At 50.2% G+C, this 12,884-nt stretch carries 11 protein-coding genes and 1 tRNA gene; 8 read left to right on the top strand and 4 right to left on the bottom strand.

Going from position 1 to position 12,884, the window contains the following annotated elements; genetic code table 11:
• Positions 1–2,992, top strand: a 2,992-nt coding sequence (locus F4X55_04170) for an AAA family ATPase (GenBank protein MYC40192.1), incomplete at its 5' end; no start/stop codon positions are given.
• Positions 2,993–2,998: 6 nt separating this feature from the next.
• Positions 2,999–3,691, top strand: coding sequence for a glycosyltransferase family 2 protein (locus F4X55_04165; GenBank protein ID MYC40191.1), 693 nt, complete (start codon positions 2,999–3,001; stop codon positions 3,689–3,691).
• A 14-nt stretch (positions 3,692–3,705) separates the two neighbouring features.
• Here the strand turns inward: F4X55_04165 and F4X55_04160 are convergent.
• Both F4X55_04160 and F4X55_04155 read right to left on the bottom strand, forming a co-directional pair.
• Positions 3,706–3,779 (bottom strand) — tRNA-Arg (locus F4X55_04160).
• Between the two features lie 39 nt (positions 3,780–3,818).
• The gene (locus tag F4X55_04155; protein MYC40190.1) at positions 3,819–4,640 is read right to left on the bottom strand and encodes a glutaminyl-peptide cyclotransferase; all 822 of its coding nucleotides are present in this window, start codon (positions 4,638–4,640) and stop codon (positions 3,819–3,821) included.
• Positions 4,641–4,803: 163 nt separating this feature from the next.
• Between F4X55_04155 and F4X55_04150 the strand changes: the two genes are divergently transcribed.
• Genes F4X55_04150 through F4X55_04130 form a run of 5 tightly spaced genes read left to right on the top strand, consistent with a single transcriptional unit; the run spans position 4,804 to position 9,455 of the window.
• A complete protein-coding gene (locus F4X55_04150) occupies positions 4,804–5,463 on the top strand; it encodes a metal-dependent transcriptional regulator (GenBank protein ID MYC40189.1) in 660 nt (219 codons plus the stop codon).
• A gap of 11 nt (positions 5,464–5,474) precedes the next feature.
• Positions 5,475–6,458, top strand: a complete 984-nt coding sequence (locus tag F4X55_04145) for a manganese transporter (GenBank protein ID MYC40188.1) — start codon at positions 5,475–5,477, stop codon at positions 6,456–6,458.
• Entirely contained in the window at positions 6,458–7,234 is a 777-nt protein-coding gene (locus F4X55_04140) for a metal ABC transporter ATP-binding protein (protein MYC40187.1), read from the top strand. Before F4X55_04145 ends, F4X55_04140 begins: the two co-directional genes overlap by 1 nt.
• Positions 7,234–8,358, top strand: a complete 1,125-nt coding sequence (locus F4X55_04135) for a metal ABC transporter permease (GenBank protein MYC40186.1) — start codon at positions 7,234–7,236, stop codon at positions 8,356–8,358. Before F4X55_04140 ends, F4X55_04135 begins: the two co-directional genes overlap by 1 nt.
• A complete protein-coding gene (locus F4X55_04130; GenBank protein ID MYC40185.1) occupies positions 8,355–9,455 on the top strand; it encodes a metal ABC transporter permease in 1,101 nt (366 codons plus the stop codon). The genes F4X55_04135 and F4X55_04130 overlap by 4 nt, the downstream gene beginning before the upstream one ends.
• Positions 9,456–9,487: 32 nt before the next feature.
• Here the strand turns inward: F4X55_04130 and F4X55_04125 are convergent, their stop codons facing one another.
• Positions 9,488–10,195, bottom strand: coding sequence for a hypothetical protein (locus tag F4X55_04125; protein ID MYC40184.1), 708 nt, complete (start codon positions 10,193–10,195; stop codon positions 9,488–9,490).
• Between the two features lie 113 nt (positions 10,196–10,308).
• Between F4X55_04125 and F4X55_04120 the strand changes: the two genes are divergently transcribed.
• Entirely contained in the window at positions 10,309–11,517 is a 1,209-nt protein-coding gene (locus F4X55_04120; GenBank protein ID MYC40183.1) for a glycosyltransferase family 4 protein, read from the top strand.
• A 1-nt stretch (position 11,518) separates the two neighbouring features.
• Here F4X55_04120 and der read toward each other — a convergent pair whose 3' ends face one another.
• Positions 11,519–12,865: a ribosome biogenesis GTPase Der gene (der, locus tag F4X55_04115; protein ID MYC40182.1), complete on the bottom strand. Its 1,347-nt coding sequence runs from the start codon at positions 12,863–12,865 to the stop codon at positions 11,519–11,521.
• Positions 12,866–12,884 lie beyond the last annotated feature (19 nt).

The raw sequence follows: 12,884 nt of genomic DNA, 5'->3' as shown, positions 1-12,884 counted from the left end.
CCGGGCGGGGGCGGGGTCGGGAAAGACGAGGGCGATAATAGCTAGGTATCTCGGCATTCTCGAGGCCGGTGAAGCGGATATTCCTCAGATCGTGGCCGTTACTTTTACGGAGAACGCTGCGAGTGAGCTCAAGTCGAGAATAAGCACGGAAATCTCAAAATATATTGATGCTCACGGCTACAGGGGAAATATCTCCGAAGGGTGGCGCAGGAGGTTCTTTTCCGCCCCCATAGGCACTATCCACAGCTTCTGTTCAGGGATACTGAGGGAAAACGTCTTTGATTCAGGACTTCCTTTGGACTTCTCTGTAATTGAAGGCTCCGAGAAAGACGCTTTTTACGAACAGAATATCGGCAAGTTCCTTCTTATGGGAATCGAGGACGGTGACCCAAGGCTGCAAAGACTTCTTAAGATGGAATCTTATGATTACGCTCAGATCTTGAAGATCATAGCCATGATACTGAAGGAAGCTGTGAGGCTTCACCTGGTTCCTCCTTTTCGCTATTGCGGGGAAGATGTCAGTCTTGAGAAGCCCGATCCGCAGAGACTTGAATCCATGAATGAAAGGCTTCACAAGGTGATTGAAGAATATATCTCCGTTCTTTCATCCCGTTCCGAAAAGAAAAAACAGGTTCTGCACGATCTCAGCGGAAAAATAGACATGACTCTGGGTATTGACCGGAACATCCGCTACCTAAAAGCTGTCTATGAACAGGCGAAAAGCGAAATGACAAAGTCCGAAGTTGAACGCTCAAGGCTTATGCTTCTCGATACGGTCTTTTCGGTAATGGGATACTACGACTCGGAAATTAACTCTATTTATCTTGATTTATCGGGCGACGCGTATCGTTTTCTAAAGCAGGTGAAAGTCTCCGAGGAGAAAATAGAGTATGAGGACATGATACGTCTCACGATCGAGTTGCTAAAAGAAAACCCGGAGATATTAGGCTATTACAGGAATTTCTTAAAGTTTATTATAGTTGATGAATTCCAGGATACGGACTCCCTTCAGCTCGAGTTGATGGAGCTTCTTACAGGCGGCGACTCTGGCGGCAGCCTTATCGTAGTCGGCGACGTAAACCAGTCCGTTTACGGTTTCAGGGGGGCCGAGCCAGAGATGTTCGGGAGAATACTTGGGGATAAGAACTTCGGGAAGATTTCCTTCGCGGCCAACTACCGCTCCCGTGACAGGCTCATAGAGTTTTTCAATCTTTTTTTCGCAGGCACTTTCCCCGAAGGATATTATGAAGAAATGACGGTTCCTGTCCCCCAGCCCGATCCCCGTATTCCGGTTGAGATTATTGCATGCGAAGGCACGAAAGCCGACGAGTCGGTTGAACGGGAAGCCCGTGCCGTGGCATCGAAGATAAAAGAGATACAGGAGTCTTCAGGGAAAATCGCCCTTCTGTTCAGAAGGTCTTCAAACGCCTCTGTCTACGAGAAGGCACTTGCACGGGAGGGAATCAGGTTTCAGTCCCGCATGGGGCGCGATTTCTATGATCTTCCCGAGGTAAGGGACGTTATGTCCATGCTCAGGTACTTTCTCAATCCACAGGATAAACTGGCGCAGGCGTCAGTGCTCAGATCTCCTTACTTCGGGGCTTCTGATGATGAGCTTTTCTCCCATTTTTGCGGGGAGGGGGAGCAAAACAGCTCCAGGGTCAGGGAATACCTCTGTTTTCTTGATGAAAAAAGAAGGGAGTACATTGACGGAGATGCTTTCAGGACTGTCTATTTCGCCGTAAACGGGCTTGGTTGTTCCGCCGCGGTCCAGGCGCTTCCCGGCGGCAGGGCCAAATATCTCAATCTCAAAAAAGTTCTTCTGGTAACGGAAAATCTGGTTTCCCACAAGGGATACGGGCTTTCCCAGGTGGTTGAACACTTTGATTCCATGCGCCGAACTTATGAAGAAGAGCAGGTGTTTGAGGAAACGAGGGACGACAGGGTAGTGAAACTCATGACGGTTCACGGGGCAAAGGGGCTTGAATTCCATACCGTCTTTCTCTGCAACACTAACTACCGGAGGGTAACGTCGTCCGAGAGGGTGATGGCGGATATAGAAAAAGGTTTCGTAGTGAGATACCCCGCCTCCTCTTCGGATGACTGGGAGGAGCTTAAATCCCGCGTCGAGAGAAGAGAAGCATGGGAAGAGAGAAGGGCTCTCTATGTGGCCATGACCCGGGCAGAGGAAAGACTTTTCATATGTTTTAGCGGACGCCGAATGGCCAGAGAAGAGCGCATACAGGTGGAGGCTGGCAGCTTCGCCGAACTTATCGATTCAAAGCTCTCCCTGTCTTCCCGTTGTCTTGAGATGCCGCAAGGGTTTACCGACGATGCCTGGGGAATTTCCTTCTCGGGGCTTTACGACGGGGAAGTTTCAAAGGAATCTGACACTATCTCGGACACTTCTTCCTCGGAAAGAGAAACTCCTCTGGACCTTAAGTACATGGAGCCCGTCTACAGCAAGGAAGATAAGCCGCAGCGTACGGAGATTTCCCCGCTTCCCGACCTGTTTTCTCCGACCGACCGCCTAAAAGACCCCGAAAGAGTGGGAAGCATAATGCACAGATTCCTTGAGACCTGGGATTTCAGGGAAGAAGCGGTTGAAAAGGAAATTGAATTCGTTCTGGGCGAATTTCTTGTTTCAACCCCCAATATGAAAGATTTGCTGCGGGAGCTTTCTTCAAACCTTCTTGAATCCGAGCTTTTTCCCTTTATCCGTGCGGCTCAGAAAGTCAGAAGGGAGCATAAATTCGTCTTTGACCCCGGGGAGAGCGTTTCGAAAAGAGGCAGGATAGATCTTCTGACCGAAGAAGAGGGGGGAATGCGTCTTTTCGACTACAAGTACAGAGAATCGATAGATGACGATGCCCGTGAGACTTATAAAGAGCAGATGGACGGTTACTGCGAGGCAATACGCTCAAAGTTTGAAAAACCGCTGCTCTCGCGCCACATAGTTCTTATTCCGCAAGTGGAGCTTGTCTCCATATAAGATTCCATGGAAAAGACGGTTGTTATAATCCCAGCCTTAAATGAAGAGGGCTCCATAGGACAGGTAATCGCGGATATTCCCCAGGACCTTGTAACGGAGATAGTTGTTGTCGATAACGGTTCGACCGATTCCACCGCACGCGTTGCTTCGGGTAGTGGGGCCACCGTTATAGACGAAGAGAGAAAAGGGTACGGACAGGCTTGCCTTGCGGGGATGAACTACATTAAGAATTCTTCATATCTACCTGATATCATAGTATTTCTGGATGGAGACTATTCTGATTATCCGGGAGAAATGAAAACCGTCATCTCCCCGATAACCGAGGGAGGATATGATCTCGTAATAGGGTCGAGAACCATCGGCGAAAGAGAGAAAGGAGCGCTTTTGCCCCAGGCCCTTATGGGAAACTACGTTGCAACCAGGCTTATAAAGCTGTTTTACGGAGTGGGTTTTACCGACCTGGGCCCCTTCAGAGCCATAAGATATGACAAGCTTCTTTCTCTTGACATGAGGGACAAGACCTTCGGATGGACGGTTGAGATGCAGATAAAGGCCGCCAAGAAGGGACTTCACTGCACCGAGGTTCCGGTGAGTTACAGAAAGAGAATAGGAACCTCAAAGGTAACCGGAACAATCACGGGAAGCCTGATGGCTGCGGTAAAGATTACCTGGATGATATTCAGGCAGCTTTTTTCGTAGAGTTTCTGCTGGCGCGTCCCCGGCAGGATTCGAACCTGCGGCCTCAGGATTAGGAATCCTGCGCTCTATCCAACTGAGCTACGGGGACACAGAAGGGAAAATGAGTCTACCCGCTTGGATTTCCCGTTCAAGGGGAAGCGGAATCGATTCTTATCTCAAAAACCTCGGACCAGTACTTTCCCGTTATAAAGAAAGTGTCAGAAGAGGATTTCCAGGCGATTCCGTTCAGCACTTCCGCTCTTTCGGGAAGGCTCAACCTTTTTCTTAATTCCCCGAGGCTTATGCGTCTCTCCACCACGCCGCTCTCGGGGTTTACGACCACGATATCGTCTGAGTTCCATATGTTGCAGTAGATTTTTCCCCCTGCGTACTCAAGTTCGTTAAGCATACTGACAGGGGATCCGCCTTCTTTGACGCTTAATGTCTTTGTTACTTCGAAGCTCTCGGGAGAGAGAAAATACAGTTTTTCGGTCCCATCGCTCATTATAAGGCTGGTTCCGTTGTCTGTAAGCCCCCATCCTTCGGTTGAATAGGTGAATGATCCCTTGCGCTGCAGGTTTTCCTTGCCGTATATGAAACCCCGACCGGACTTCCAGGTGAGCTGGTATATGCTCTTGCCTATTACGGTAAGACCTTCGCCGAAAAACTTCTGTGGGAGGTTTACCTTGGCAAGCACCTCTCCGGTGGCTGGGTTGGTTTTTCTAAGAGAAGACTTTCCGTAAAGGCCGGTACTTTCATAAAGGAAACCGTCTCTGTAGACAAACCCTTGGGTGAAGGCCGTCGGGTCGTGCGAAAAAGAGTTAAGCACCTTGAAGGTAGCGCGGGCAGGAGGATTCTCCTTGCTCTCCGTTGTGGAAGATGCGGAAAAAATAAGGAGAAAGAAGAAGATAAAACCTGTCAAACTTCCGGTAAAGACATTCTTTCTTCTGCTATATGGCTTCTTCCACATGGGGCTTATTCTAAGCCATAAACACCTCTTTTCGAAACCCCGCGATTTTTCCTTGACAGGCGATCTGTTTTTGCTAGAATTAAAAACAAATTTAGACAAGACTAAAATAATTTTTTGTCTGTCTGAATCTTAAGCGGTTTTTTTGAAGATAAAGAGAGAAAAGATGCTTTCACAGTCAATAGAGGATTACCTGAAGACTATTTACGAGGTTGAGGCTTCCGAAGGGAAGGTTTCGACCAGTGCGCTTTCGGAAAAACTGGGCGTGTCTCCGGCTTCGGTGACGAGCATGGTGAAGAAGCTCTCGGAGAAAAAGCTCATAACCCACAAGCGCTACCAAGGGGTGAAGCTTACACCCGCGGGCAGGAAAATAGCTCTTGAGATAATCAGACATCACCGGCTTATCGAGCTTTACCTAAAAGAAGCTCTCGGCGTTCCTTGGGACCAAGTGCACGAGGAAGCCGAGAAATGGGAACACGTGCTCTCAGAGGATCTTGAGGACAGGATTGACGAGTTTCTCGGCTATCCGGTCACTGACCCGCACGGTTCCCCGATTCCGCGTCGCGACGGCACTATGATCGTGAGGCAGTGCAGCGCCCTTGTGGAGATTGAGCCCGACACTTTGGTAAAAGTGGTCGAGGTGAGCGATCACGACCCGGAGCTGCTTCGTTACCTGGGCGGGATAGGTCTCTACCCGGAAACCGAGATGACGGTTGTCTCGAAGCAGCCGTTTCAGGGTCCCATAATCGTTGAACTGACCGGGAAGGAGTATCCGATAGGGCGAAACGCGGCCAAGTACATATTGGTTGAGGAAGCGAAGAACTGAGAGAGGAAAAAATGAAAATCATAACGGGGATGCGGTTTCTTCTGGTGTCCGCGCTGCTGGTCTTCTGCGCTGCCTGCGCCGAGAGCAGCGGGAGCATAAAAAGAGAAAGCACGATAAAGGTGGTTACGACCACATCGATAATCGGGGATCTTGTCGAGAACATCGCCGGGGAGGCCGTTGAGGTCACCTCCCTTATGGGGACTGGGGTTGATCCCCACCTCTACAAGGCAAGTGCCGGGGACGTGGAGAAGCTTGCCGGCGCCGACATGATCTTCTACAACGGCCTTAATCTCGAGGGAAAGATTACTGATGTCTTGGGGCAGATGAGAAAAAACGGGATATTCACCGTGGGCGTTGCGGAGGGGATTGACAAGTCTCTGCTTTTTTCTCCCGAGGAGTATCAGGGGTATTACGACCCGCATATCTGGTTTGACGTGGCTCTCTGGAAAAAGGCGGCTAAGGTGGTAATGGAGGCGTTTACACTCTACGACCCGGAAAACGCCCCCGTCTACAGACATAACGCTGAATCCTATCTCGAAAAACTTGACCTGCTGCAGGTCTACATACAGAAAAAAATCGCCACGCTGCAACCCGATAGAAAGGTGCTTATAACGGCCCATGACGCGTTTAACTATTTCGGAAAAGGCTACGGGTTTGAGGTAATGGGACTTCAGGGAATAAGTACCGACTCCGAAGCCAGCGTTGCGGACATAAAGAACCTCTCAAAAACAATCACCGAGCGGAAGATTCCGGCCGTTTTCGTTGAAACTTCAATCTCTCCGAGATACATGCGAGCTCTTCGGGCCTCCGTGAAGGCAAGAGGCTTCGATGTTCGCATAGGCGGAAGTCTCTACTCGGATTCAATGGGCAACCCGGGAACGGAAGAAGGCACATACATAGGAATGTTCAAAAGCAACGTGGATACCATAGTCGAGTCCCTGAGCCGGAGTATCGAGGTTGCCGATTCCAATTCCAAGGCCGCCGGAGATGGGTGATGAATACCGGAGAGCAGAATCCGGCCGTTCCGGCAATCCGTGTGACGGATCTTACGGTCGCTTACGGAGACAAGACCGTTCTTTGGGATATAGATCTTGAGATTCCCAAGGGCTCGATGGTCGGGGTCGTGGGGCCAAACGGCGCCGGCAAGACAACGCTCATAAAGTCTATCCAAGGGCTTGTTCCCCGCGTCGCGGGAGTCGTTTCCATCCACGGAAGACCCTACGAAAAGCAGAGAAAGGAAGTCAGCTACGTCCCCCAGAGGGGTTCTGTGGACTGGGATTTCCCCACGTCTGTTGTGGATACGGTGAAAATGGGAAGTTACGGGGATCTTGGCTGGATAAGGCGTCCCGGAAAAAGGGAACACGAAAGGGCGCTTAGTGCTCTTGAGAAGGTCGATATGCTTGAGTTCGCCCAGAGGCAGATAAGCCAGCTCTCGGGGGGGCAGCAGCAGAGAGTGTTTCTCGCTAGGGCCCTTGTTCAGAGCGCATCGGTCTATCTGCTGGATGAGCCTTTCCAAGGGGTTGACGCCACGACCGAAAAAGCCATAGTCAGGATACTGAAAGAGCTTGTCACCGGGGGAAAAACAGTACTTGCGGTTCATCACGATCTTAACACCGTTTCCGAATACTACGAGCGGATCGCCATTCTTAACGTGGGACTTGTGGCTTCGGGAAGGGTGGATGACGTTTTCAATTCTGAAAACCTCATGAAGGCTTACGGGGGCAAGACCTCCTTTTTTCCCGAGAGAAAAGCAGACAGAAGGGCAGTGTGATGCTCGAATTTGTGGTTGAGCTTTTCTCTGACTATACGGCCAGAACAATTCTTCTGGGAGCGGCTTCGCTTGGAGTTGTGAGCGGCGTGGTCGGCTCATACGCGGTGCTGAGAAAGCAGAGCCTTGTGGGCGATGTCATGTCGCACGCGGCGCTTCCGGGCATAGTGCTTGCCTTCATCATAGTGGGAGTTAAGGAGCAGCTGCCGATTTTTATCGGGGCTGCGCTCTCCGCCATCCTGGCAGTTTTTTTAATCAATCTCGTTACGGAGAACTCAAGGGTAAAAACTGACAGCGCTATGGGAATGGCTCTTTCGGTTTTTTTCGGACTGGGACTTGTCCTTCTTACCTACGCGCAGAGAATTCCAGATGCCAACCAGGCGGGACTTGATAAGTTTCTTTTCGGTCAGGCCGAGGCGCTTGTTGAAAAAGACGTTCTGGTTATAGGTCTTACAGGCTTTTTCGCCCTCCTAGTAGTGGGGCTTTTCTGGAAGGAGTTCAAGCTCCTCTGCTTCGATCCGGATTTTGGCGGAACCATGGGTTTTTCCATGAAATCTATGGACATGCTCGTTACGGCCGTGATAGTGTCGGCGATAGTGATCGGGCTTCAGACAGTGGGAGTCGTGCTTATGAGCTCAATGCTGATTGCCCCCGCGGTCGCGGCCAGGCAGTGGACCGGCAGCATGGGCTTGATGATTGTTCTCGCGGCTTTTATAGCGGTTATCTCCGGCGTTACGGGTGTTGCGCTGAGTGCGGGGCTTGAGAACGTGCCGACGGGACCCGCGGTTATAGTTTGCGTGAGTGTTATCGCTTTTTTCTCCATTCTTTTTTCTCCGAACGGGTTTTTCATCCTGAAGTTCAAAGACGCGAAGAGCAGGAGGGAAATAAAAAAGGACTATGTCCTAAAAACCCTACACGATCTCGCCCTTGAACATGACGATCCCAGCTACGCGCATTCCGAGAGACTGCTTGCGCTTGGGAGCGAAAAGGGTTTTAACGTTAAAAAAAGTCTCTGGGAACTTCAGACTGCGGGACACGTGGAGAGTGTCGGGGAGGATAACTGGCGTCTTACCCAAAGCGGTATTCGCGAGGTCAGGAAACTTTCCCCGTTGGAGAGAAACCGGTGAGTCCGCATCAATTTGATATACAGCTGGTAGCCGTTATAGTGGCGGCTTCATGCTCTATACCCGGGGCGTTTCTTGTTCTCAGAAGAATGTCCATGATGACCGACGCAATCAGTCATTCCGTTCTGCTTGGAATAATACTCGCTTTTTTCCTCGTCAAAGACCTGTCGTCACCGCTCCTCATAGTGGGGGCCGCCGTCAGCGGGGTGCTTGCGATCTCGCTGATAGAAGCGGTCAACCGCTCAAGGCTTGTGAAAAAAGACGCGTCCATAGGAATTGTCTTCCCCTTTCTTTTCAGCGTGGCAGTCATACTGCTTTCCAAGTACGCTCGAAACGTGCATATTGACACTCACTCCGTGCTTCTCGGAGAAATAGCTTTCGCACCCTTTAACCGGTTCATCGTGTCGGGCATGGATCTGGGACCCGTGTCGGCTTACGTAATGGGTTCGATTCTTCTTTTGAACCTTCTTTTCATCTCCTTTTTCTACAAGGAGCTTAAGGTGTCTACATTTGATGAGAGCTTCGCTTCGTCGATAGGCTTTCGCCCCCGCCTGATTCACTATCTGCTCATGGCGGTCGTGTCGCTTACATGCGTCGGGGCGTTTGACGCGGTGGGTTCGATACTGGTTATAGCTCTTATAGTGATTCCGCCGTGTTGCGCCTACCTTCTTACGGATTCGCTTTTCAGGATGATCTCTCTTAGCGTGGTTTTCGGCATTTCGGCGGCCATTTCAGGATTCTGGGTTGCCAACTGGCTTGATGTCAACATAGCGGGCTCGATGGCCTCTGTGTGCGGGGTGTTTTTTCTCGCGGTTTTCCTCTTTGCTCCGCAAAGGGGGCTTTTCGGCATAATGAGAGAAAAAAGAAGGCAGAGGATGGATTTTGCTGAGGCCTCGCTTCTCGTAAGTCTTTACAACCAGGAAAAGGGGGAGGCGGTAAAGAACCATCCCGACAGCAGGGGGATGTTCCGGTCAGCCGATTTTGCTTCTAAGGTGGTCGGATTTCTGAGACAGAAAGGAGAGATAGCGGTTACGGGTGGAGAACTCCTTCTCACTGAGAGAGGAAGGAAGAGGGCGCGGATGACCGTGGAGGGAAGATAGAGAGAACAGGGGTTCGAGAAACCCAACCCAGCCTATTCTATCTCAATTATGGTTGCCTTGACGGTTTTACTGTCATTCGTCAGTTTTCCGTCTATTTCGACCTTACGTCCGGGAGATATTTGGTGACACATAGGATCGTCTTCTCCCAGTATTTCCGTACCGTCCAGCTTGACAGTTATTAGTTCGGATTCTCTACCCTCAGACGATATCGTAACTTCTATCTGCCCGTTTATTTCCTCGTTTCCTTCAGTGCAGTCCTCGTTGTTGGAAACTTCTCCATTGAAGGTTATGTCAACCTCTTCCCGATCATAATCCAGGTCCCCGTCGACCTCAATGGTTATATCCTCAATCTCAATTGTTGCTCCGGGAAAAATCTCGATTCTTCCCCTGCCGATTGGAGAATTCTCGTCCCCGCTCTCAAAGATTTCAAGTTCGACTTCCGGATCGAGATCTCCTTCTATGGTGAATTCCTCATCTTCGGATACCCCGGTAACTTCGCAGCACTCTTCTTTGTCCTCTCCTCTAATGGTGCTTGCCTTTACGATAAAGCTTGAACCGTCGTGCGTCGCCGGTATGTTTTCTATTATTCCAATTATCGTCTCATTGGTTTTCACGTTTAGATTGCTGTTATTTCCGCTGCCGAAATCGATATCCAGGCCGCATCCCGAGACTGCAAATAAGGAAATAAAAAGGAAAAACAGGTAGATTTTCACGGTGCTTGCGCGGGTTTTGGTGTGCATTAAAGTCCTCTGAATTTTAATTGTACTGCAGCAGGTAATAACATGAAGATCGTATTAGTTTATTTCCCCACCCAGTTTAACTCTCAAGAGATTTTACCGCAATATCTGCCAATATGAAAAAAACAAATGTGCTTTTCATCAATCACTCGGTAAGGGACGGAGGACCGGGGAGAAGTCTCCTCTACATACTGAAGTATATCGACCGGGAAAAGATAAATCCGTTTGTGCTTGTCCCGAAACACGACATATTCTCTGAGAGTCTTAAATCCGAGGGAATTTTCGAAAACGTTATAGTTGACCCCAGGTTTCCAGAGAACATACAGAAATCAGCAATGGTAGCGGACACCACGCGTGCGCCAGGTGTGCTGAGAGTTTTTTCCATAATCGCAAACATAGTGAATATGCTCCGTCTGCTCTGCGGTTCCCCGAAGATAATCAGGGAAAACGGAATCGACATTATCTACTGCAACGGCACACTTGCCAAAATCGTGGGCACCCTGATCGGAAGGAAAAACAAAAAACCCGTTATCTGGCACGTAAGGAACATACAGCAGACCCGGTTTATGAAGTCTCTTATGGAAACGCTCTCGGGGTTTAGGTGCGTGAAAAAGATAATATGCGTTTCCCGGGCCACGGCGGAGCCGTTTCGAAGAGCAAAAAGCAAGATTCACGTCGTTTATAACGGTATTGATCCCGCGGACTTTGACAGGGAGTCCGTCCGGGGTTCTCTGAGGGAGGAATTTTCCATACCCACGGATACGGTGCTTGTCGGAAACACCGGAAGGGTGGTCCCGAGAAAGGGCTACGTGGAGTTCATCGACACTGTCAGCCGGATTGTTTCAGAGAACGACATGAAGGGGAAGGTAAAGTTCGTCATAGTCGGAGATACTCCGTGGTTTTTCCCGAAAAACCATCTGCGGGAGCTTGAAGATTACGCGGAGGGACTGGGAGTGCGGGACAGCTTTGTCTTTACCGGATACAGAGAAGACGTGAGGCCGTATCTAAAGGATTTTGACCTCTTCGTGATTCCGTCCAATTACCCGGATCCTTTTCCAAGGTCCGTTATAGAGGCGATGGCATTTGCTCTTCCCGTCGTGGGTTTTTCGATAGGTGGCATAGCGGAGGCCGTGGAGGACGGAGAGACGGGTTTTATCTGCGACCCCGGGGATTTTGAGAAGATGGGGGAGAGCATATCGATTCTTGCACGGGACGCGCAACTCCGGGGTCAAATGGGCCCGAACGCGAGGCGCAGGGTAATGGAAATGTGCTCGGCGGAAGATCGAACCGCGGATATACAGAAAATAATACTCGAGGCCGGGTGATCTAGACCTCTTTTCCTTCCCTGTCCCGAAACAGAAGCTTCAGGGGAACTCCCTCGAAGTCCCCGTACGCCCTTAGCTGGTTCTCAAGGAACCTCCTGTAGTTCTCCGGTATGCCCTTTGCCGAATTGGTGAAGATCGTGAAAGTCGGTGGCGCGGTGAAGGGCTGGGAGATATAGAAAAGCTTGATTTCCTTTCTCCTGTAAACCGGGGGAGGGTGGCGTTTTGTAAGGTCTTCGAGGAACCTGTTAAGCTTCCCGGTGGGCAGTTTCCTCCTGAAATTGCTCTCTACCCGCTCAACAACGTCGAAAATTTTTCCGACTTTTTTGCCGGTAAGCGCGGAGATTGTAAGCACGGGGGCGTAATCAACCCCGACTAGTCTCTCCTTTGTTATCTCTTCTATATCTTCGGGGTCCGCTATGTCTTCGGGAGCGAGATCCCATTTGTTAAGCAGTATTATAAGGGCCCTGTTTCTGTCTTTTACGAGTTCCGCGAGACGCGAGTCATGGTGAGTCGGGCCCTCCTGTCCGTCTATCATAAGCAGCACGATGTGGGCTCTTTCGATCGACCTTATGGCCCGAAAGACGCTGTGTTTTTCAACTAGTGCGTCTATTCTTGACTTTCTTCTTATCCCGGCGGTATCGATAAAAACGTATTTTTTCCCGTCTTTTTCATAGATGGAGTCCACGGGGTCGCGGGTTGTGCCCGGAGTGGGGCTCGTTATGAGCCTGTATTCTCCGAGTATCCTGTTCACCAGCGTGGATTTTCCAACGTTGGGTTTGCCGATAACGGCGATTCTGGTTCCCTCGGATTCCTCCGATTCTTCTTCCGGCTGTCCGGAAGCTTCTATGCAGGAAGCGATCTGTTCCACCAGTTCGTAGATATTTTTGTTGTGAAGCGCGGAGATCGCCATGAATTCATCTGAGCCCGTTCCGTAGAATTCGTAGGTCTTGAGCACCTGTTTTATGTTTCCATGGTCGACTTTGTTTACCGCGTAGATGACCTTTTTTTCGGTCCTTCTAAGATATTGAACTATCTCCGAGTCCTGAGGCAGAGCCCCGTCCTGGCCGTCAAAAAGCATCACCACGAGGTCCGCTTCGGAAATGGCCACGTCTATCTGCTCTTTTATAAGAGAGTAGTCTTCGTCGTCTTCGCCTAGGGAGAGACCTCCGGTGTCAACGAGAGTGAACTCCTTTTCCTTCCATCGGGTGTCTTCATAGACTCTGTCTCTTGTGACGCCCGGGATGTCCTCCACTATCGTCTTGTTCCACCCTATTATCCTGTTAAAAAGGGTGGACTTTCCGACATTTGGCCTTCCAACTATGGCTACGATCGGTTTTTGCCCGTTCATTGCGTTTCTCCGCTATTGG

Source organism: Candidatus Dadabacteria bacterium (assembly GCA_009840385.1).
Taxonomy (GTDB): Bacteria; Desulfobacterota_D; UBA1144; order Nemesobacterales; family Nemesobacteraceae; genus Nemesobacter; species Nemesobacter australis.
The sequence above is the reverse complement of the archived record's forward strand: the minus strand, read 5'-3'. Positions and strand labels throughout refer to the sequence as shown.

Bases quoted from the DNA above. Each gene is read 5' to 3' on its own strand.
- F4X55_04165 (MYC40191.1), top strand. From the start codon at position 2,999: ATGGAAAAGACGGTTGTTATAATCCCAGCCTTAAATGAAGAGGGCTCC.
- F4X55_04155 (MYC40190.1), bottom strand. From the start codon at position 4,640: ATGTGGAAGAAGCCATATAGCAGAAGAAAGAATGTCTTTACCGGAAGT.
- F4X55_04150 (MYC40189.1), top strand. From the start codon at position 4,804: ATGCTTTCACAGTCAATAGAGGATTACCTGAAGACTATTTACGAGGTT.
- F4X55_04145 (MYC40188.1), top strand. From the start codon at position 5,475: ATGAAAATCATAACGGGGATGCGGTTTCTTCTGGTGTCCGCGCTGCTG.
- F4X55_04140 (MYC40187.1), top strand. From the start codon at position 6,458: ATGAATACCGGAGAGCAGAATCCGGCCGTTCCGGCAATCCGTGTGACG.
- F4X55_04135 (MYC40186.1), top strand. From the start codon at position 7,234: ATGCTCGAATTTGTGGTTGAGCTTTTCTCTGACTATACGGCCAGAACA.
- F4X55_04125 (MYC40184.1), bottom strand. From the start codon at position 10,195: ATGCACACCAAAACCCGCGCAAGCACCGTGAAAATCTACCTGTTTTTC.
- F4X55_04120 (MYC40183.1), top strand. From the start codon at position 10,309: ATGAAAAAAACAAATGTGCTTTTCATCAATCACTCGGTAAGGGACGGA.
- der (MYC40182.1), bottom strand. From the start codon at position 12,865: ATGAACGGGCAAAAACCGATCGTAGCCATAGTTGGAAGGCCAAATGTC.